Genomic DNA, 19562 nt, shown 5'->3' on the forward strand with positions numbered 1-19562 from the left:
ATGAATCGCAAACCCCTTCTGCGATTCATTAAAATAGGGGCCTGTAGAGTATTTTGAGTTATAGAAGAAGCTAGAGAATTTATTAATTCTCTAGCTTCTTTTTTATTCTAGGAAATATGGTGAAAAATATTAATCTATACAAACATTATATATACATAATAAAAGATGAATACTTTGAAGATTTTCCAGATCCTAATTTACAAAATAATAAAGGGGAGTCTCGTCCTAATTATTTTGTATTTGAAGATGATAATAAAAAAATTTTATGGTTCATTCCCCGTTCTTCCAGGATAGAGAGGTTTGAAAGAATAATTAACAATAGAGAATCACAGGGAAGACCTTGTGATATTGCTCATATATGTGATGTAGATTCTAGAAAACAAGCTTTGGTTACAAAAGATTATATACAAAAAGAATACACTGTAAATAGAAATCCCTATAGATTAGTAAATGAAAAGGAAATAAAAACTATCGAAAATAAGGCTTCAAGAATTAAAAATCTAATAGATCGTGGTATAAAGTATATGCCAACACAACCTAATGTTAAGGATATAGAAACTCAACTCTTGGATAAGTTAAATAAAGATCAAATAATTGAAAAAGGGCTAACAAATGAAGATGTTAAAGAAAATATAGATAACGAAAGAGAAAATACAGGGAGAAACAAGGAAATGAGACGAAAAGAATTTTTAAGAAGACAAATGAATAAAGAAAGATAAAATATATTGTTTATATCTATATCACCCTTCCATAGAGGAAGGGTGATATTCATTTTTAGGTGCAAAAATCTGAACGTTAGATGACTATCGTAGAAAACAAGAAGAAGAGAATAATTAACAATATTTATTGCTTAGGTCTTGGCTTTGATGGTGAACCTGGGTCGTTAAAGGTAAAAGATGGTTTATCTAGAGATGATTGCTCATGTTTTTGGTCAGAAAAGCTTGGTTTCTCATAGCTAGGTTTGGGAGTTTTATTATTTTTAGTCATCAATCATGTTAAAGCAGAGAAGGACTATGTCAAAGGCCATGCCTGGTCAGTTCTTGTTTATGAAAAATGCTATTTTTCCGAATCTTCAATTCTATTAAAAGAACATCTACTTAATAAAGGACCTATATCACTTAGATTAAATCTAAATTTATCATTTCGGCCGGATCATATTGTGGAATACCTATAAAATGTTTTTAACAGTCTGTGTAACAAGTATAAAAGTAATAAAGTAAATATATATTTAAAAATAGACCTCGATAGAATATATAAGGCTAAGATAAAAACACCTTATTTAAAGGCAGGTTAGTTTATAGGAGAATATGTTATGTTTATTTATGAAAACTTGTCTAAGGAATGGCTGGAATTAGTGACATTGGTATGGAGTTCAGGATCATCTTGTTTAACTCCTAAAGATATGTTTATAACTTCAACTTTCTCCTGGTTAGGACCTCGCCAATCAATTGAGTAATGAATCGCTTCAATTTAAGGATTTAACATTTCCAATGCCATTCATATCTAAAACTTTTAAGGCTAGTATTTTTGCTTCTAAAAACCACGCGTTATTTGTCCCTTTAAATGGGTTTCATATTTTCGCTGACATCATTGCTAAAGTCAGGGGAATGTGACGGTATATCAATAGTTTACCGTATCAAAAAATAGTCTTTCTTTCTATATCTATAAAAGGGCTTTTCTCCAATCAAGGTTCGAGTAGTATTTTTCGGAAAGAGCACCGAAAAATCTCCACCCTTTCCCCCTTGCTTTCCAAAATTTTGGCGGTGCTGGACTGTCGCCAAGGCGACGTACCTAAAAAGAGGAATTTAGGAATCGGCTTGTTCGAGCCATTGTATCGCCAAAACCGCCAGAGCTTTCGTTCATAGATTTGTTCTTTTACTTTATAAATCTACGCTATGTGGGGGAAAAACTAAATAACCTACCATTTTTTAAAATAAAAATATTCAGAATCTAATTTTTTCCTTCTTTTTGAATTATAATCTTTTATGTAAAAAAAACACAATTTAGGAGTTGAACATTTTGAAAAGGTATTCTCAAAGGTTTTTATTAGCATTCTGTAGTTTAGTTTTATTTACTACATTATTTGTACCATTTTCAAATGCTAAGGCATCTGAAAACCAAGTTAAATCGGTTAATGAAAATGAACAAGTAGATTCAGGAGAAGTATTAGACGAAGATGAAGAAGCAGTGGAAGTTTTAATCTTGGATCCAGAAGAACAAGCAGAAGTAGATAAACTTTCAGCTCTTTTAGCTCAATCATTCGTTAAAAATGAAATGGGTTTATATTCATTTGATGTTAACAAAGCAAAAGAATTAGGCTTAACTCCAGAAGAAATTGAATTAGCTAATCATTTATTTACAGATGTATTGAGTCAAAAAGATATTAAAAAGATAGTAGGGGATAACGCACCTGACATTGTTACATATTCTAAAGCAAAAATAGCTGCAAAAACACTTGCTGCTACTTTAAAGAAATATGGTTCAAAAGTAGATAGTGCTATTGATAAGGGTATTGATTTATTGCCTATTAAAGAAGAAAATAAGAAAAAGTATAAAACGGTTATTACAACTGTTGCTCTTGTAAAAGTACTAAATAATTTTATTGGAGTTACAGATACAGTTGAAAACTTAGTTGTACGTGGTATTCAAAACATTAGTGCCTGGTATGCCTGATTGGTTAGCAAGTGGAATTGCAAAAACTTTAATGATGGTTCTTCCAATTTAGCTTATAATTAAGAGATAATAATGTTTTGGAAGGATATTCATTTTGGAAAATAAAAAACCTTGGTATTTAAGAAAAAAATTCCTATATTTTATTTGCATTGTAACACCACCAATTGGATATATTGTATTGGTTACTAATTTAAAAAAATTTAAACAAGAAGAAAAAATTAATTTCCTTACTATCTCAACTATTATGACAGCTATATGGGTATTAAAATTTTTACCTAAAAATATAGAATTATATGTTTGGTGTTTGATTTTAGCTATAATAATAGGCAATTTTATCTTAAAACATTTTAAAAGGAAGAAGTAATAATGTTAGAGAATACTAGTGTAGGATACATAGTTGCTTGTATTTCAGTTACATTGTGGGGAGTGTTTTGCTTTTTAGATCCTATACTTCTATTCGCTTATGTTTTAGAGATGAAAATTTAAGACCTAGTTTTTTTCTTAAGGTTTTCTTTAGATGTGTTGTAGGTATTATTTGCCCTATTGTCATATGGATATTATATTTTAAATTTGTTTAATAATTTTTATATTGTTGTAATTAGTTAGCGTAATTGTTCTTTTTTACAACCCCTCAAAAAAACTGTAGACAAACTCGATTTTCATCGAGTTTGTCTACAGTCTGAAAGAGCCATTAATGGCTCTTTTATTTTAATCTAATTTTTATGTTTAACCTTTGTACCAATTTTATAATATTTAATTCATATTTTTGATGAAATAGCGAAATTAGGAAGTAGAGGAGACTACGAAGGAGCATTCAAATTAATATCACAAATGACTAATTTAGCAAATATACAACACCCTTATTATCCTCATTACACATATAAGGCCGTTAATTTTGGTGATAAGACTTTTGTAGAACATGAGCCACGATCCAGAGAAGATGCACAGCTCTTTCCCCTGTCCTATAGAGGACGTTTTAAAATTCCAAAGGGAAATATGGAAGGTTTCACTAATATTGATGACCTTATTCATGATGCTTATATTAAACAAAAAGAAATAGAAATTGATATGGTTTCATTGTACTCATTAATAAAGGGAGAAAAAGTACCAACTCCATTTTTAGACGACGTCATAAAAGATTCGAAATGGGTAATAAAACCGGAGCCATTACCAGACTCTCTAAAACTTAAGTTAAGTGCAATTACTGGAAATCAAGAGTTCTCTATTATTGATTACCTTGAAATGTCGGTAAGTGATTTTAATAAAGAAGAAAATTTTATAACCATTAATAACAGCAGACAACAATACTCCAAATTATTAGTTAGTTTAATGATTCCTTTAATGGATATTGAAAAAGATAATGCGAAGTTATCAAATGCTAAAATTAATATTCGAATAAAAGATAAATATCAAGGTAGTATAGAAGCCAATAAAAACTTTATAAACTTTATGATGTTATCGAAAAAAAATGACATCACTATAACATTTAAGAACCTCGTAAATCAAAAAAACTTTTTGATTGCACATGATTTTAATTTTGATGACGGAGATTTTACAAACTTAGAATCTGATTACGAATCTGTGCAGATATTGGAAAGCGTGATTTCTCAAGAACCTATAAAGCACAAAGTAAAAAAGCAAACTTTAAATTTGTCAGATAAACAAGGTATTAAAAATATCATCGAAAATTTTGATCAGAATGGAAATAAAGGAAAGAGCTTAAGGGTGGAAACTTCTGTTGAAGATCCAAGAATTGAACTATTTGACGCTACCGTTCCACTTGAAAAGTTACAAACTGTATATAGCAGTCTTATGGTTGAAAACATAAATAAATTAAAAAGAAAATGCGAAGATATGGAGGAAGGCGAAGTGATTAAAGTTAATTTAGTTCCTGGTACTTCTAATGAAGTAGAACAACACTATTTCGCACGATTTGAATAACCTGTTTTCGCTCCCCAAAAAAAAGTTCGTAAAAGTACACTTTTACGAACTTTTTTGATTGTTACTTCTTTAAAATAGACTCTGTTAAACAATGCTTTTGATTTTTCTTCTTCAACTAACGGGGCAGTATAGTTGAATAAATACATCCTTCATGGTTAATGGCTCCTTTCGTGTGTAGCTCTACACTTGTTTTTTAGTTTATGATTAACGGGCGTAGTATTTACAGAGAAGAAAGCGATTCTTTTTAATATTATTACTTTTTAGGTTTCTTATTTAAAATAAAGCGTAGTTCATTGATATCATCATCAGATAGGGTATCTTCCTGAATGAAATGGACAAGCATGGATTTCAGGGTACCTCCATAGATACGGTTGATAAGTGATTTGGTCTCGGCACGCTGGCATTCTTCCTGTGTATAGAGCGGGTAAAAGGTGTAAACTCTTAGATTTTTATTGACACCTACTACATCTTTTTGAACCAATCGATCGAGAAGAGTGCGTATGGTTTTCGGCTTCCAATCGGTACTCTCCTGTAAGGAAAAGATGATGTCATTCGCTGTTTGAGGGGCTTTATCCCAAAGCACGTTCATGATTTCCCATTCTGATTCTGATATACTAGGAATGTTTTTTTTCATATTTTTCCTCTCCATTTTCTTTATAGATTCCTAAATCTTTTAAAATTGATAAAGTAATTTCTCCCGCCTTGCTTCCAGATGCATCATCTTCATTTTGTATATTGGTAGCAAAGAAATAAGTATTGTTCTTCGTCTCTACATACCCGATAAACCAACCATTGATGTTTTTTCCATTCACTGCTCCTGTACCTGTTTTTCCTGATAGGCGAGCTTCTTCATTCTTTTCTAAGAGTAGTGCTTCCTTCACAGCTTGGATATGCATTTCCTTATATCCCAATTGATTGTAATATAAGGCTTGCAGCAGTTGGACTTGCTCGACTGGAGAAATTTTTAATGAGTATTCGAGCCAGAATTCACCAAATTCCCCAGATACATCGGAATTTCCATAGTTTATCTCTTGTAGATTGGATTGTATTGTTTCAAATCCTGTTCTACGATCTAATTCTTGGAAATACCAGGTTACAGATTTTTGTAAAGCAGATGAGACATCCTGATCCATATTCCAAGCGTCATAGGGTTGCTCCGTCCCATCCCATGAAAGGGTGGATTCTTCGGGTGATATCACATTTGATTCTAGTGCAAATAAGGCACTATAGATTTTGTATGTGGAATCAGGTGATACCCGCAACGTACTTTTCTCTTCATTATAAATGCGATATTGCTGTGCGTTATGATCATATAAAACAAAGCTTCCTTCATACCCTTTAAAGAATTGATGTAAATCCTCATAAACTGCTCCGTCATTATTAAAATAGTATCGGTCGTTTTCCGTCGCAAATGCGGAAATGAAAGGTAATTGGATTGTCAAAATGATACTGGCCAACACATAAATAAAGACGCTTTTTCTTATTGATTTTTTTGAGGAATGCTTATAGGCAGAAATTTGTTCAATTCGTTTTTTGATTTGAAGCTTCGAACCGTTTAATTGTGTCGCTAACTGTAGCTTACTTGACCGTTTTGAAAGATCCAAAAAATTAATGATTGTATTTCCATATTCACTATATGAATTATCATCTAGTAACTGTAAAACAGATGTATCACATGCGATTTCCCGATCCAATCTCATTTCTCTAAAAGCAAGCCAGACAAGGGGATTAAACCAATATATGATTTGATAGAACAATATCACGTAATTTGTCAACAAATCCTTGTTTTTATAGTGATTCAGTTCATGAAGAAAGATATACTCGTAATTTTTCAAACTAAGCCAGTTTTCATGCTGAGAAGGTAAGACGATATATGTTTGAAAAAGTCCGAATATCATTGGAGATTGGACTCTTTTCGAAATAACAATCTTTATTGATTTTTTAATCTGTAGTCTTTTCTTGCATTCTTCGAAAAGCACGAGAACTTCTTGATTGGAAAACGCAGAAGAATAATTCTTTATCCTTCTAATTGTGAGCCATCCACGAATCATATTAAAGGTAAATAAAAGCATCCCTGACAGCCATAAACCCATCACTCCCATATTAAGTAAGGACAGGTTCGGCCGATTGACCGATACAGAAAAGTCTTGTATCAGGTTTAGGCCCTGCATCATATCAGTTCTAGTTATTTCCACATTAGAGCTGGTTGCATTAGTCTGATATGTTTCCCCACCGCTAAAGAGAGAACTAAAATTATATAAATCAGTAGGTATGAATGGAAGTGTTAAAGCCATAAAAAGAAACATCCACAAATGATAGTACCATTTTGCTGTTAATTGTCTTCCAAACCATTTTCGTATAAGTAGAATAACAGTAACGGAAAATGAAGACACCAATAGACCTATTATAAAATGAGTTAAAAACATGTCCTTCAATACCACCTCTTTTGATTTTTAAATTTTAAAAAACAGGTATATAGCATATTTATAGTGTCTTGATGGTAAAAAAACAAGGAATTGACTTTACTTGATTACATATGTAATACTATACTACAGATTAATAAGACTACAAATGTAATCCGTTAAAACCCCTTGCATGAGGTTGTTTTTTCAATTCGTACATAAGAGTCTAATCAAATCATTAGGAGGTCTACATCATGAACAAAAGATAGGGTGCAAGAGTTAAAGATCTGGCTGCTATCCCAGGAGAATAAATAATAAATATTTTTTAGAAAGAGGTTGAATTTTAATGAAATCATTGAGCAACATTTTTAGTACTTCCACATTCAGAAAAATTGTGCCTGTACTATTTCTTTCATGTGCAACGCTTGTAGGTTGTTCCAACAATACCGATACTGAATTAACTAAACCCAAAAAACAAGAAACTGCCAATAATCATAATTTTGCTAAGCTTGAAGAGAAATTTGATGCTAAACTTGGTGTCTTTGCGTTGGATACTGGTACAAACCAAACAGTAACCTATCATCCAAATGAGCGTTTTGCTTATGCATCTACTCATAAGGCTCTAGCTGTAGGAGCACTTTTACAACAGAAATCAATAGAAGACCTTAATCAAAGAATTACCTATACACGTGAGGATCTTGTTAATTATAATCCGATTACAGAAAAGCATGTTGATACGGGGATGACTCTTAAGGAGCTTTCTGATGCTTCTATTCGATACAGTGACAATACTGCTGGAAACCTTATCCTTAAACAACTGGGGGGACCGACTGGATTTAAAAAAGCACTGGAGGAAATTGGAGATAATGTTACAAACCCTGAGCGAATTGAGCCAGATTTAAATGAAGTTAATCCTGGTGAAACTCATGATACGAGTACACCAAGAGCACTTGCTACTAGCCTTCAGGCTCTTACATTGGGAGATACACTTCCAACTGAGAAACGTGAACTTTTAATAGATATGATGAAGAGAAATACTACTGGAGAAGCGTTAATTCGTGCTGGAGTGCCGAAAGGTTGGGTAGTGGCTGATAAGACTGGAGCAGGATCATATGGTACGCGAAATGACATTGCGATCATTTGGCCATCAAAAGGAGACCCTATTGTTCTTGCTGTACTTTCAAGTCGTGATAAAAAAGATGCTGATTATAACGACGAGCTTATTGCTGAGGCAACAGAAGAAGTAATTAAGGCCCTTAAAGTCAAGAATAAATAGAAAATGATTGTACTAAAAAAGGTTACGTTAAGTAGCCTTTTTTAATGTTGATTCCTATAATATCCCACCCTTATCTTTCCCTTTTAAATATTGTCGAAAAAAGTCATATTTTTCAGAATTTCCCCTGATATCCTCTTGTAACCTCATTAATTTAATGCTAAAATCCGAATAGTTAAACAATAAATGGTAATAAAAGAATTTTTTTACACAAAAAAAGGAGATGGGAAATGCTACGTGTCAGTATTTAAAAGGTTATATATCATAGCTTAAAAAGGAGGAAGAAAACTATGAAAATGAAATGTAAAATAATAACGGCAACCGCTCTTGCAGCAACGTTAGCTACAGGTGCTTTACCATCTACATCAGTGCTTGCTGCAGAAAAAGAAGCTCCTATTCAGCAAGTAGAATCACAGATTAATATTCAACCGCTGGCACAGAATAATTTGGAGACAGCTATTAGTGCTGCGTTGTATGGTCCTGAAGTTAAAAAAATAAAGGTATTTGAACATGAATTTAATGTAAAAGAAATAGAAGTGGTAGATCGAGGTACAGAGGGGAAAGATGTATATGGACAAATTTCTCATCATTTAAGCCTTCGTCCAGACGATCAATTTTATTATAAATTTACAAAGAAAGATGGAAAGGTAACAGGTTTTGAATTTCATATTGATAGGGGGGGGTGGACACCAGTTATGGCTCCGCTTTTATCGATTGTTGCTGCGTATAATGGGATTCCCGTTAATCCAAATGATTTAAACAAACTTGGTCAAGAGCTTGGAGCACTTGTTGATGGAAGATGGGAATATGCAGCACAATCTATTGCCTCTGCAGTTGGCTTAAGTTTTAATGAGAAGTAGGTGTGCGTAAACAATATACTCTATATTAGGAGTTAAGTGTTTCAAAAAAAGGTTTTGTTAAGTCTTGCGGTGAGACATTGTTCATAAGTAGCCTTGTTATGGAAAATTATGAAGCGAATATATATAAATCTTTAGCACATCAGCCACATCCTTCGTATTTTTTAGCATCCTTACAATTCGATTGAACAAATTGGTTTGATTCCGGAGAGAAAAATTTCCCGCATGCTTTTCAATTTCAAATATATGATTACATAACCTTTAATTGTAATTAACTTAATTTTTTATCTGCTAAGAAACTTTGCAACAGAAAATTCTTAGTAGTTGCTGTAATTCATTGTACGTCGAAAAACAGAGGTCTGGTTTAAGACTTCTGTTTTTTTTGTATAAAGCATGAATAGTTTCGATTCCTTTTAAGGTATGTGAAGCATGACAAAGACTTTGAAACCCTGTGGATTTGAGAAAAATGTGGCTTTATATGTCTATGGTCCTGTCTATGAGATTTGTATATGTTTATTTTTCCTTCTCCACATTTGGTAGAGAAAATTTTCATATTCATGAACCTAGCGCATTATGGTTGTTGGGTGAACTGCAACACCACGTACTTTCAAAATTTCAGAGACGTCACGATAGCTTAAAGAAAAAAGAGAATAGTAGCTGACGGCTACCAAAATAATATCTTGCTGGATTTTTTTTCTTTAAATTTATAAACCTTTTTAAACTATTCGAAAACCTTGCAGTAATAATTAAAATATATTAAAAATTAATCTTTTTAAGCAGAAAAGTCCACTTTTTCTGGAATAGAAGCGATGTATATGGTGAAAAAACAGCAACTTATTTTACGGGACCAATCTGTATAAAATCAGGAGAGATATAATGAAGAAAATAAAAATGAAAAACATCTTAAAAGGTGGAATCCTTACTTGTTTTACACTAGCAAGTTTATGTACGACTTCTACAGTATTTGCTGATAGCCATCCAGGCTATTCCTATGAGTCCGATATAGGCTATCAAAATCCAACATGGATGTCAAAATTAGAAGATACAAAAAAAATAAGCGAAGTATCTATTCCAGGGACTCATGGTTCAATGGCTTTACATGGAGCAAGTTTAATTGATGAAAATTTGACAAGAAATCAAACAATGAACCTATCTCAGCAATTGAATGCGGGAATTCGTTATGTAGACATGCGCGTTAGACGTGTGAAGGATTCTTTTGTGATGCACCATGGAATTGTAAACCAAAAAGCAATGTTTGAGGATGTATTAAAAGAGACAATTCAATTTTTAAGAGATAATCCTAAAGAAACTATTTTAATGCGCTTAAAAGAAGAACATGATGCTGAAAGTGGTTCACTATCATTCGAGGAAATATTTAAAAGATATAAAGACAGTAATACTTCCTATTTCTGGGATCCGGATTCTGTACCATTTTCAGAAAGAAATAACCCAAAGATAGGAGATATCCGAGGGAAAATTGTAATATTACAAAACTTTACAGCATCTCAACAGTACGGTATTAATTACGAATATTTGAATACCCAAGATAAGTTTGAAGTTGGCAGTGGGCCAAACGGTATGTATGAAAAATGGAATGCGGTGAAAACCCACCTTCTAGATGCAAATAATAACTTTAAAAATGGTGTGATCTATCTCAATCATTTTAGTGGCACTGGTGGTGTGGCAGCATTAATTAATAATTCTTACCCTTGGTTTGTTGCAAGCGGAAAAGATGGTAGGGATACTGATAGTAATCCAAAGCTGATTCAAAAAAATGCAACAAATGATTGGGAGGATTTCCCCCGTGGCATTAATGGACAAGTATTTTATGGAGGAATGAATACACTGGGGACTGAGATAATAAAACAAGGTGGCATTAAGCATTCTGGTATCATTACAGCTGATTTTCCTGGACCAGGATTAATAGATAGTATTATTAGATTAAATGGTACATACTCGAGTGAAAAAGAAATATTAATTTCCCAAATTTCTTCTGAATCTAAGCCATTATCTGGACAAAAAAATCGATCAAGTCAAAACTTTAAGATTAATGATTTACCCATAGGAACAAAGGGCTTAAAATGGATTATCGAACCTACAGAAGAAGATAATTCTTCTAATATTTCCTTCAATGTTATGGTCGATGTTTCCCTAGGAAACGATCCTGTTCGTTGGGAAAATATTTCGAATGAATCTAGGACTGAAGCATATACAAATTCTAAATATTATATTGCAAACCCAAGTGGTGCAACTAACAAATTTACAGTAAAAATATACGCTATTACAAATTAAGGTTTTATTGTAAAATTTCTTACCTGGAACTGACTTATTAGTTGAAGATGACATTGAAACAGCAAAAAAACAAAGAGAAAAAAAGCGATGCAAGACATGGAAGAACACCCGAATTGGTACAATATAGAACATGTTTTGCCAAAGAAAAGCAAGGTATGCAATAGACGCACTTTCGGGGATTATAAAAATTTTTCTTGCAGGCGATGCTTACTTTTAGGACATGGAAGAAACCATGTTCATCGTAACAATTTGTGAAAATCAATTATATTAAAAAAACCCAGGTCCCAATCTAAGATTGAGACCTGGGTTTATCGATGGTAAGCAAATGCTTTTTTCATATTCAAGTATCTTAGGGCATACAGAGAACTTTCTAGCCGACAAAGGCCGACTTTTCTACTTTTCAAGTTAGGGGAAAGATAAAAACTTTGTCTCAGCTACCGGTGAGGATACACTGCTTTTTTGATCAAAGGCTCCATTTCTCTTGCTGTTTTTACTGAATGTCCTCTAGGGTATCTAGCCAAACAGTTATGTAGTTGTTTGTTAATCGATATCTTTCGATGGAGGCACTAATGGGATACGGCAAGCCCAAGACGTTTGTTGACTGGAATTTGAAGGAGACATCCTTGAATCCCTCGTTTTTTAAATATTCGATTATGGCTTCTTCTACCTCTTTGCTATCTAACTGAATAACGGGGCAGTTTAGCATTCCTGTATAGCGTTAATTATTAACTTTGAAAAAAATAGGGCTCCTCAGTAAGATATGAGTAAGACATCACTCTAATTCAAAACCTTAGGAGGAACCCTAATATGAATTTTAAAATGCAGGACAAACAAAATCAACTCATTGAACGAATTTCTGATCGACATCTCGTTGTTGGCGTGGATATCGCCCAACAATTTCACGTTGCTCGAGCTGTAAATTATCGAGGAATCGTGGTAGGTGATCCTCTTACTTTTGAAAATAACGAAGAAGGCTTTAACAGATTTCTAGAATGGATTAATAAACTAAAAGGTAAAAATAGCTTAGACACAACTATTGTCGGTATGGAACCTACAGGTCATTACTGGATTAATCTATCGAAATGGTTATCTAACGAAAAGATGGTTCTGGTGCAAAAATAATGATATAGAAACAAAGAATGGTAATATCCTGTTAACTTTGGGATTAAGCAGCTACTCCGAGCAACTTATGAATGAATTCAACCTCATTTTGGGCAGACTTTTCCCGTTGATGAGGTTGATCTTTTTTAACCATATGCATAGCTTCGATACCACTCAAAATATAGGTGGCTGTTCGAAACGATTTCAATCCCAACATGGAACGGACTCGCTTTTTTATAAAACGATGATCTTGTTCCACAATGTTGTTCAGATACCGTATTTGTCGTACTCGTATGCCTTCGGGCATACTTTTTTCTTCTTTTAACTCTTGAATCGCTACAGGATAAACGGGGTTCTTATCAACCGTAATCACACGTGGAGTTGTAGAATGGCAAGTAGCCAAGGCTTTCTTAAAAAAGTGCTTGGCTGCTTGTTTATCTCTTAATTCACTTAGATAAAAATCAATCGTATTCCCTTCTGAATCGACTGCACGATACAAATACATCCATTGTCCTTTTACTTTTATGTATGTTTCATCTACTCTCCACGAGTCATTGGTTTGCTTGAGATGGCGACGAATTCTCTTATCTAAATCAGGGCCATATTGATGTACCCAACGCATAATCGTTGTATGAGCCATTGATAGGCCACTTTCCTCCATCATTTCTACAAGATTACGAAAACTAAGGTTGTACCGTAGGTACCATCTGACAGTGAGAAGAATAATTTCTGGTTGATAATGTTTCCATTTAAATAAATTAACCTTAGACATACTAATCACACACCTTTTTTAGAGTAAAAGTATCAGTATGTCCAAGATTTTAGAGATCAATTTCAATTGCCTTGAAGTTTTTGCACCAGAACCAAGAAAAACACGTTTTATAAAATAATGAAGGAATATGAAGAGACAAAATAGCATCTTTCCTACATAGAATACTACTTTATCCCCAGTTGTAGGAACGCTGGCACTATCCCCCTACAATAAAATTGAATAATCATCGAATATTAATTATTCACTATAATCAACATTTTTGATAAGGTGGAACAACCATCAAAATAATATCTTGTATACATTGTATTTTCTATAATTATTATATAAAATTGGGTCTGCACCAAAAGAGTATTAATAAACATAAAATTTGTAAACCTTATTCATCATAAGGATTATCGTTTTATAAAAGGAGTGTATGATGAAAAAGTTTTTAAGGGGAATTCTAATCTTATTAGTAATATTTATAGGAATTATGTTGGGAAGCATAATTTTAAATAAAACATATCATACAGAGTTTAAGTCTTTAAATGAAACGGATCAAAACATGTTAAAAGAATTATCTACTATTTATAAGAGCTTCGAAGAATCGAGTGATAAACTTTGGGATGAAGATTATCATTTCGAAAAAAAGCCATTAGTTCTGATACGTAGTAATAAAGATCGGGGATTCTTTAGACAAGAAGCTTATGCAGTTAATGTAACGGGATTAGAAAATAGTATTTTTGCAAAAGAAATAAAAGTCCCAAATTCTTTGCATTTACCTAAAGTCTATCGCTTAACTCGTTTTGATTTTAGAACAATTTCTACCTGGATGCCTTGGAACTTTGGGACAATAAATATTAACGATATGGATGTATTTTATTTGAAATATTATCCTGAAATGTTTAGTAATCCAGATTTATATTTTGATTTTTCGTCTTTCTTATTACATGAGGCTTTTCATGCTTATAAACAAAAAGATTGGACATATGATGCAAATGGTGGAGAGTCTATTCACGAATATCCGATAAATAAAGAAAATTACGCGTTAATGGGATTAGAATTTAGGCTATTAGATAAAGCAATGATTGATACGAACCCAGAAAGTATCAATCAGGCATTATATGATTGGACAATTGTACGTAATTATCGCTATAAAAAATGGACTCAATTAATAGGAGAAACAAAAACTGAAGCAATAGAAGGTTCAGCACGATACTTAGAGTATCGTTATAGTAAGTTAACTGGTGGAAATCTTATGGTACTTGCAAAGAAACAGAAGCCATATCATGTTACTTTTATGGAGGCGTTCAACTTCATTGCTAATGGACAGGCAGAATCTCCAAGGTTTTTAGAGCGGAATATGAGATATGAGACTGGTTCAGCTCTTGAATTAAGCATGGATAAAGCAAATATTCCATGGAAAGAAGCTATTGAAGATAGTGCAACTAAACAAGGAAAGACACCATATGAAGTATTAAATACGTACTTTAATATAAATGAAACGTCCACAATTGAAAATAAAATAAAAGAAATTAAAGAGAACAATGACTATGAAACACTTTTAGAACAAGGAGAAAAACTGGTAAAAATAAGTAACAAGTAAAGAAAATATAAAATGAAAAAAGAATCTCCTTTAAAGAACTTATTGAAGGGGATTCTTTTTTCATTTTATAGGTTATATACACTACCAGAAAACTTGGTTTTGATAATTAATTTTGAACCTAACGTACAGGTAACTAATTAATTTGTGTCCAAAATGTGTCTAAACGTACAATTTTCTTTTTTTGATATGGTGACCCCCAGTAGGTCGGTATGTCATTTTGAATTACCCCCTTAATAAAAGGTATGACGTCAGTTAGTTAAAATGCTTATAGATTAGCTATATAGAAGTTTTTTACACACAAAAAACCAGTATCATTCATTTGTTCGTATGTTTTTAAATTAAAAAATGGTCAGTAACAGAAATACGCTCTGTTACTGGCCATTTACAAAAACTCTGTTAGCTTTTAAAATAATTCATTTATTTTTTCTAGGGTTAAATGCTCGATTAGAAATTTCAGGAACACCCTAAAACCATCGTCTTCCACCAACTCAATACAAAATGCACATTAAGTAATTTAAAAAACACCCAATTTAATGGATGCAAAGATACAGACAGTTAAGGACCTTAACTTCATTTATTGAATTGATACCTCGTCATAGAAAAGCTCAAATGCATTACTACTCATTTTCATTTGAAAAACTCGTAACCCTTTGCTTCTGGCAATATCTATTACAGTTTTTCTATTTTCTTCACTAATTTTCGCCCCTAAATATATCGCTGTAGGCTTTACCGCATCTAAATTAAAACTTTAAGACATGCAAAAAAGTAGTAAAATTATTTGTTTATTTATTCTTGTTTCCTGTCTAAAAGTTAGTCTATAATTTAATGTATAAAAGATTTAAGACTTATAGACAAAGGATGATACATATTGTTAATTGGTTATGCGAGGGTTTCAACTACTGGCCAAGATTTAGAAACACAAAAGGAAATTTTGGAAAATGAAGGGTGTAAAAAGCTTTTTGTTGAAAAAGTAACCGGAACAAGTACAAAACAAAGAGCCCAACTTTATGAAGCTATTGAATTTGCACGAGAAGGAGATACATTAGTAGTAACTAAAATAGATCGTTTAGCTCGTTCTATTATGGACTTAAATAAGATCGTTCATGAATTAGCTGAAAAAGGGGTTAATGTAAGATTTGTAAAAGAAGATATGAAGTTTGATGGTTCAAACGAAGGAAACAGCTTACAAACACTTCTTTTTAATATTTTAGGTTCATTCGCACAATTTGAACGTGATCTTATTGTAGAAAGAACAACAGAAGGCCGGGAGAGAGCAAAAAAGCAGGGGAAACATATGGGAAGACCAGGGCAAGATGAAAAGACTTTAAAACGGGCTATCAAGTTATATAATGAACGTGAAACTAACGGAATGAGTGTAAATGACATAGTAAAAGCTACAGGAGTTCCACGTTCCACGTTATATGCAAAAATTAGGGAATAGGTTTGCTATGGCAGCCCTTTTCTTATGGAACTAAAGGGGCAGTTTACTTAAATAAAGTATAAAATCAATGTGTTACTATTACTTATGGTTTTAATTTTTCAAGAAGAAAGGATAGTTATATATGGATAATGCAATAATTACTTTTATTTTTACATTTTTAGTTGTCTTAATTATTAACTTTATAGGACAAAGGTTAATAGTTAATAAAGAAAAAGTCCTTGATGGGAGAACTTTAGTAACTTTGTTAGCCCAAGGTTTGATAATAACAATTATTTTAAGTGTTATGGATTTGAGTCAATATTTTGGACACAAAAAAGTTAAATCTTAAGCTGTATTTGTAATTTGATCTTCAATGGATTGTGGAGTTTTATATCCTAAGCTACTGTGAATTCTTTTTCGGTTATACCAACCTTCAATAAATTGGAATATCGCTAATTTAGCTGTTTGGTAGTCTAGATACTGTACGTGGTTGACTTCTTCCTTCTTTAATATCGCATGAAAAGATTCAATACAGGCATTATCGTACGGGCAACCCTTCTGGCTAAAGGATTGCTTAATATGATGATTCTGGGTATGTTGAGTAAACTCACTACTTGTATATTGTGAGCCAAGATCCGTATGAAGAACTAAGCCCTCCGAGGGCTTTTGTGAAGAGTGAGCGTTATCGAAAGCTTTTATGACCAGTTCTGTCGTCATAGAACGTGAAAAGGAATACCCTACTATTTTCTTAGAATGAAGATCCAATACAGAAGCTAAATAACACCATCCGTCTTTTAACGTGTGGATATACGTAATATCAGCTACCCATTTCTCATTAATGGTCTGGGTAGTAAAGTCTCGTTTAAGCAAATTATCTAACTGAATAACCTTTTCTTTTGATGGATAAGGACGGTATTTTTTCTTCGTGATAGAACGAATACTCGCCTTGCTCATTAGGCGTTGAACACGCTTTAGACTTAGGGAAAATCCTTTGGTTAATAAGATTTTATGTATCTTGGGAGCACCATAACGTCCCTTGCTCTCTAGGTAGATGAGATAAATTTTCTTCGTTAGCTCTTTGTTTTCCTGTTCGCGATTGGATACGACAAGTTGAAGAGACTGATAATGGCTGCTTCTTGGGATTTCTAGTATTTCACACATCTTCTGTACGGGATATTGTTTCTTGTGTTCCTCAATAAATTCGGTAAGATCTGTCTCAGTTACTTTTTCGCGAATATGGCCATAGCCTTTTTTAAGATTTCAACTTCTTGCTTTAACCGAAGGTTTTCCTTCTGTATGGCAGCTAATTCCTTTGGAGTCATAGACTCTTCCCCTAAACCGATAGGGGTAAATTCTTTAACCCATTTATAAATGGTAACTTCTGATACGCCATATTCGCTGCTTAATTCTTTGACCGAATTACCCGAGTGATAAAGATCTACAATAGTCTTCTTGAATTCATTATTATATTTTTTCCCTGTATTCTTACGTTCCAAGACGGACACATCCTCTCAAAAATCATTGTAAGGACTTAACTAAAATGTGTCCATGAAACTATACTAACTCCAGTTATTTAAGGCTATTCAGCTAACGGGTGCGTTAGCTGAATATCAGAGTTGTCTTTTAAGGCAGCTTTTTCTTTATGGAACTAAACCAGCTAATAGTTAGTCAACATTTTTCAATGAAAACTTAAAATATTTCATGCTATACTAAATTTGTGCATGCTAAATAACCTTCCAATGAACTATATTTGGAAAGTTTTGTGCTATTTAGTTATACTTTTAAACTAGGTTAGATCTTGGAAAGTCGAGTTATTTTGTAATAGTGCATAAATCCATTGTAGAAGCTTATTGGCACATGCTATCACAGCTACTTTAAAGGGCTTTCCTTCTTCACGTTTCTTATCATAGAACTCTCGTAATCTTTTGTTCCGAGGGATGATTTCATCTGTCGTTTTCTTCTTGCGACAATCACGAATGGCACAACGAACTGCCATATATAAGGCATGGCGTAGTCTACCAGAACCTCTTTTGGTAATCCGATTTACTGAGCCTTTAAATTTACCTGATTCAAAGATACTTGGATCAATTCCGGCAAATGCCACTAGTTTTTTAGGGTGATTAAACCGATCAATCTCTCCAATTTCAGAAATAATCGTTGTAGCGATTTTTTCACCGATACCAGGGATGGATTGGATAATCTTATATTCTTCAATTTCTTTTGCCAAAGCATTTATCTCTTCTTCCAATTTGGATAGGTGCTTTTGGTATTCTAGAAGCATTTTTATATACATCTCTAGGCTTAAAATGTGACTCTGATATAAAGTTCTCTGAAAAGGATTTCGAGCTGAGGCAGCCATAAGTTTCTCTGCCTGTGTATTCGCCCACTTTCTAGAACGACTTGGACAAAGTTCATTAATCCTATTTGCTACAGTTTCTTCATCGACTGCTGATATGTCTTCAGAAGTAGGGAATTCTAATAGAGTAAGCAAAGAAACAACCGAATACAAATCTCCAAAAACCCCTCTATATTCAGGAAATACTTGATCAAGAACAGCCTGAAACTGTAGTTTTGTTTGTACATAGATACCTGTTATATTTGCATGTTGTCTTGAAAGATTACGAAGATTTAAGAGTTGTATCCCTCGTTTTTTATAAGGCTCTAAATCCTCTTTATAGTACAGCTCGCAGAGGTGACGTGCATCGATTAAATCTGTCTTTACTTTCCGTAAACTAGAGCTCTTCGCACGATAAGAAATGAGTGGGTTAACGATAATTAATAAGTAACCTCTCTCCTCAAAATACTGTACAACGGGCGTATGATAATGCCCAGTAGACTCTAAAACGACCGGAGGTCGAATTCCTGTTACGTTTTCTATCTCTCTAAGATATTGGTGTAAGCTCTCTAGTCCTTCAATGGTATGTGCTACTTTAAAACTTCTTTTATAAGGCTTCTTCTTCTCCAAGAATGCTTGAACCTGACTTTCACCTTTCGCTACATCCAGACCAACTACTGGATTCATTTATTATCTCCTCCTAAAGAATATTGCCGGTACCCCTAAATCCTTCTTGTAGTATCATAGCTTCGCTTGTTATACGAGATCTAGTCCCAACCAGCCAAATCATGTTTCTACAAGTAGGGGGCGAACTGTTTAGTTGACGGGGTCCAAGCCCCACGGGCAGGAACGTTCTACCCCGGCTACCGTTATCATATATCGATAAAAAAATTGTTCAACCAGAAATAACT

At 33.2% G+C, this 19562-nt stretch carries 17 protein-coding genes and 2 pseudogenes; 12 read left to right on the top strand and 7 right to left on the bottom strand.

All coding sequences use genetic code 11. From position 1 onward, the window contains the following. Positions 1 to 116: 116 nt before the first annotated feature. From cptIN to RE409_RS28895, 5 genes are all read left to right on the top strand, one after another. Positions 117 to 719: a type III toxin-antitoxin system CptIN family toxin gene (cptIN, locus tag RE409_RS28875; protein WP_309559373.1), complete on the top strand. Its 603-nt coding sequence runs from the start codon at positions 117 to 119 to the stop codon at positions 717 to 719. A gap of 80 nt (positions 720 to 799) precedes the next feature. After that, entirely contained in the window at positions 800 to 955 is a 156-nt protein-coding gene (locus tag RE409_RS28880) for a hypothetical protein (protein WP_309559375.1), read from the top strand. Positions 956 to 2019: 1064 nt separating this feature from the next. Next, a complete protein-coding gene (locus tag RE409_RS28885) occupies positions 2020 to 2673 on the top strand; it encodes a hypothetical protein (RefSeq protein ID WP_309559376.1) in 654 nt (217 codons plus the stop codon). Between the two features lie 94 nt (positions 2674 to 2767). Beyond that, the gene (locus RE409_RS28890; protein WP_056530477.1) at positions 2768 to 3037 is read left to right on the top strand and encodes a hypothetical protein; all 270 of its coding nucleotides are present in this window, start codon (positions 2768 to 2770) and stop codon (positions 3035 to 3037) included. 467 nt (positions 3038 to 3504) lie between these two features. Then, positions 3505 to 4614, top strand: a complete 1110-nt coding sequence (locus RE409_RS28895; protein WP_309559377.1) for a hypothetical protein — start codon at positions 3505 to 3507, stop codon at positions 4612 to 4614. A gap of 253 nt (positions 4615 to 4867) precedes the next feature. Here the strand turns inward: RE409_RS28895 and blaI are convergent, their stop codons facing one another. Together blaI and RE409_RS28905 are read right to left on the bottom strand one after the other, a co-directional pair. After that, positions 4868 to 5248, bottom strand: coding sequence for a penicillinase repressor BlaI (gene blaI, locus RE409_RS28900; RefSeq protein ID WP_309559378.1), 381 nt, complete (start codon positions 5246 to 5248; stop codon positions 4868 to 4870). Next, positions 5229 to 7040, bottom strand: coding sequence for a BlaR1 family beta-lactam sensor/signal transducer (locus RE409_RS28905; protein ID WP_309559380.1), 1812 nt, complete (start codon positions 7038 to 7040; stop codon positions 5229 to 5231). The genes blaI and RE409_RS28905 overlap by 20 nt, the downstream gene beginning before the upstream one ends. Before the next feature lie 322 nt (positions 7041 to 7362). Between RE409_RS28905 and bla the strand changes: the two genes are divergently transcribed. Together bla and RE409_RS28915 are read left to right on the top strand one after the other, a co-directional pair. Beyond that, positions 7363 to 8292, top strand: a complete 930-nt coding sequence (gene bla / locus RE409_RS28910; protein ID WP_309559381.1) for a class A beta-lactamase — start codon at positions 7363 to 7365, stop codon at positions 8290 to 8292. A gap of 287 nt (positions 8293 to 8579) precedes the next feature. Beyond that, positions 8580 to 9149, top strand: a complete 570-nt coding sequence (locus RE409_RS28915; protein WP_309559382.1) for a methyltransferase — start codon at positions 8580 to 8582, stop codon at positions 9147 to 9149. A gap of 288 nt (positions 9150 to 9437) precedes the next feature. Here RE409_RS28915 and RE409_RS28920 read toward each other — a convergent pair. Then, positions 9438 to 9835, bottom strand: a pseudogene (locus RE409_RS28920) (hypothetical protein). Positions 9836 to 10022: 187 nt separating this feature from the next. Between RE409_RS28920 and RE409_RS28925 the strand changes: the two are divergent. After that, positions 10023 to 11438, top strand: a complete 1416-nt coding sequence (locus RE409_RS28925; RefSeq protein ID WP_309559383.1) for a phosphatidylinositol-specific phospholipase C — start codon at positions 10023 to 10025, stop codon at positions 11436 to 11438. A 490-nt stretch (positions 11439 to 11928) separates the two neighbouring features. Here the strand turns inward: RE409_RS28925 and RE409_RS28930 are convergent, their stop codons facing one another. Further along, on the bottom strand, positions 11929 to 12144 hold the full coding sequence (locus RE409_RS28930; RefSeq protein WP_309559384.1) for a hypothetical protein: 216 nt from the start codon (positions 12142 to 12144) through the stop codon (positions 11929 to 11931). Positions 12145 to 12245: 101 nt separating this feature from the next. Here RE409_RS28930 and RE409_RS28935 point away from each other — a divergent pair. Next, positions 12246 to 12551, top strand: a pseudogene (locus RE409_RS28935) (transposase); the annotation flags it as partial. 52 nt (positions 12552 to 12603) lie between these two features. On the opposite strand, the gene RE409_RS28940 reads toward RE409_RS28935, so the two are convergent. Beyond that, on the bottom strand, positions 12604 to 13311 hold the full coding sequence (locus RE409_RS28940; protein WP_309559385.1) for an IS6 family transposase: 708 nt from the start codon (positions 13309 to 13311) through the stop codon (positions 12604 to 12606). Positions 13312 to 13729: 418 nt separating this feature from the next. Between RE409_RS28940 and RE409_RS28945 the strand changes: the two genes are divergently transcribed. From RE409_RS28945 to RE409_RS28955, 3 genes are all read left to right on the top strand, one after another. Next, positions 13730 to 14896, top strand: coding sequence for a hypothetical protein (locus tag RE409_RS28945; protein WP_309559386.1), 1167 nt, complete (start codon positions 13730 to 13732; stop codon positions 14894 to 14896). Between the two features lie 865 nt (positions 14897 to 15761). Then, entirely contained in the window at positions 15762 to 16337 is a 576-nt protein-coding gene (locus RE409_RS28950) for a recombinase family protein (protein ID WP_309559640.1), read from the top strand. Between the two features lie 121 nt (positions 16338 to 16458). Beyond that, entirely contained in the window at positions 16459 to 16665 is a 207-nt protein-coding gene (locus RE409_RS28955; RefSeq protein WP_309559387.1) for a hypothetical protein, read from the top strand. Here RE409_RS28955 and RE409_RS28960 read toward each other — a convergent pair. Together RE409_RS28960 and RE409_RS28965 are read right to left on the bottom strand one after the other, a co-directional pair. Beyond that, a protein-coding gene (locus tag RE409_RS28960; RefSeq protein WP_397444197.1) for an IS3 family transposase occupies positions 16662 to 17812 on the bottom strand; the annotation gives its coding sequence in 2 pieces (ribosomal slippage) (positions 16662 to 17563 and positions 17563 to 17812; 1152 coding nt in all). The two genes, RE409_RS28955 and RE409_RS28960, sit on opposite strands and share 4 nt — an antisense overlap. A gap of 290 nt (positions 17813 to 18102) precedes the next feature. After that, positions 18103 to 19338, bottom strand: a complete 1236-nt coding sequence (locus RE409_RS28965) for an IS110 family RNA-guided transposase (RefSeq protein ID WP_309557757.1) — start codon at positions 19336 to 19338, stop codon at positions 18103 to 18105. Positions 19339 to 19562: the final 224 nt, after the last annotated feature.

Origin of the sequence: Peribacillus sp. R9-11, from assembly GCF_031345095.1 — a bacterium.
Lineage (GTDB): Bacteria > Bacillota > Bacilli > Bacillales > DSM-1321 > Peribacillus > Peribacillus butanolivorans.

Bases quoted from the DNA above. Each gene is read 5' to 3' on its own strand.
- cptIN (WP_309559373.1), top strand. From the start codon at position 117: ATGGTGAAAAATATTAATCTATACAAACATTATATATACATAATAAAA.
- RE409_RS28880 (WP_309559375.1), top strand. From the start codon at position 800: ATGACTATCGTAGAAAACAAGAAGAAGAGAATAATTAACAATATTTAT.
- RE409_RS28895 (WP_309559377.1), top strand. From the start codon at position 3,505: ATGACTAATTTAGCAAATATACAACACCCTTATTATCCTCATTACACA.
- blaI (WP_309559378.1), bottom strand. From the start codon at position 5,248: ATGAAAAAAAACATTCCTAGTATATCAGAATCAGAATGGGAAATCATG.
- RE409_RS28905 (WP_309559380.1), bottom strand. From the start codon at position 7,040: ATGTTTTTAACTCATTTTATAATAGGTCTATTGGTGTCTTCATTTTCC.
- bla (WP_309559381.1), top strand. From the start codon at position 7,363: ATGAAATCATTGAGCAACATTTTTAGTACTTCCACATTCAGAAAAATT.
- RE409_RS28915 (WP_309559382.1), top strand. From the start codon at position 8,580: ATGAAAATGAAATGTAAAATAATAACGGCAACCGCTCTTGCAGCAACG.
- RE409_RS28925 (WP_309559383.1), top strand. From the start codon at position 10,023: ATGAAGAAAATAAAAATGAAAAACATCTTAAAAGGTGGAATCCTTACT.
- RE409_RS28930 (WP_309559384.1), bottom strand. From the start codon at position 12,144: ATGCTAAACTGCCCCGTTATTCAGTTAGATAGCAAAGAGGTAGAAGAA.
- RE409_RS28940 (WP_309559385.1), bottom strand. From the start codon at position 13,311: ATGTCTAAGGTTAATTTATTTAAATGGAAACATTATCAACCAGAAATT.
- RE409_RS28945 (WP_309559386.1), top strand. From the start codon at position 13,730: ATGAAAAAGTTTTTAAGGGGAATTCTAATCTTATTAGTAATATTTATA.
- RE409_RS28955 (WP_309559387.1), top strand. From the start codon at position 16,459: ATGGATAATGCAATAATTACTTTTATTTTTACATTTTTAGTTGTCTTA.
- RE409_RS28965 (WP_309557757.1), bottom strand. From the start codon at position 19,338: ATGAATCCAGTAGTTGGTCTGGATGTAGCGAAAGGTGAAAGTCAGGTT.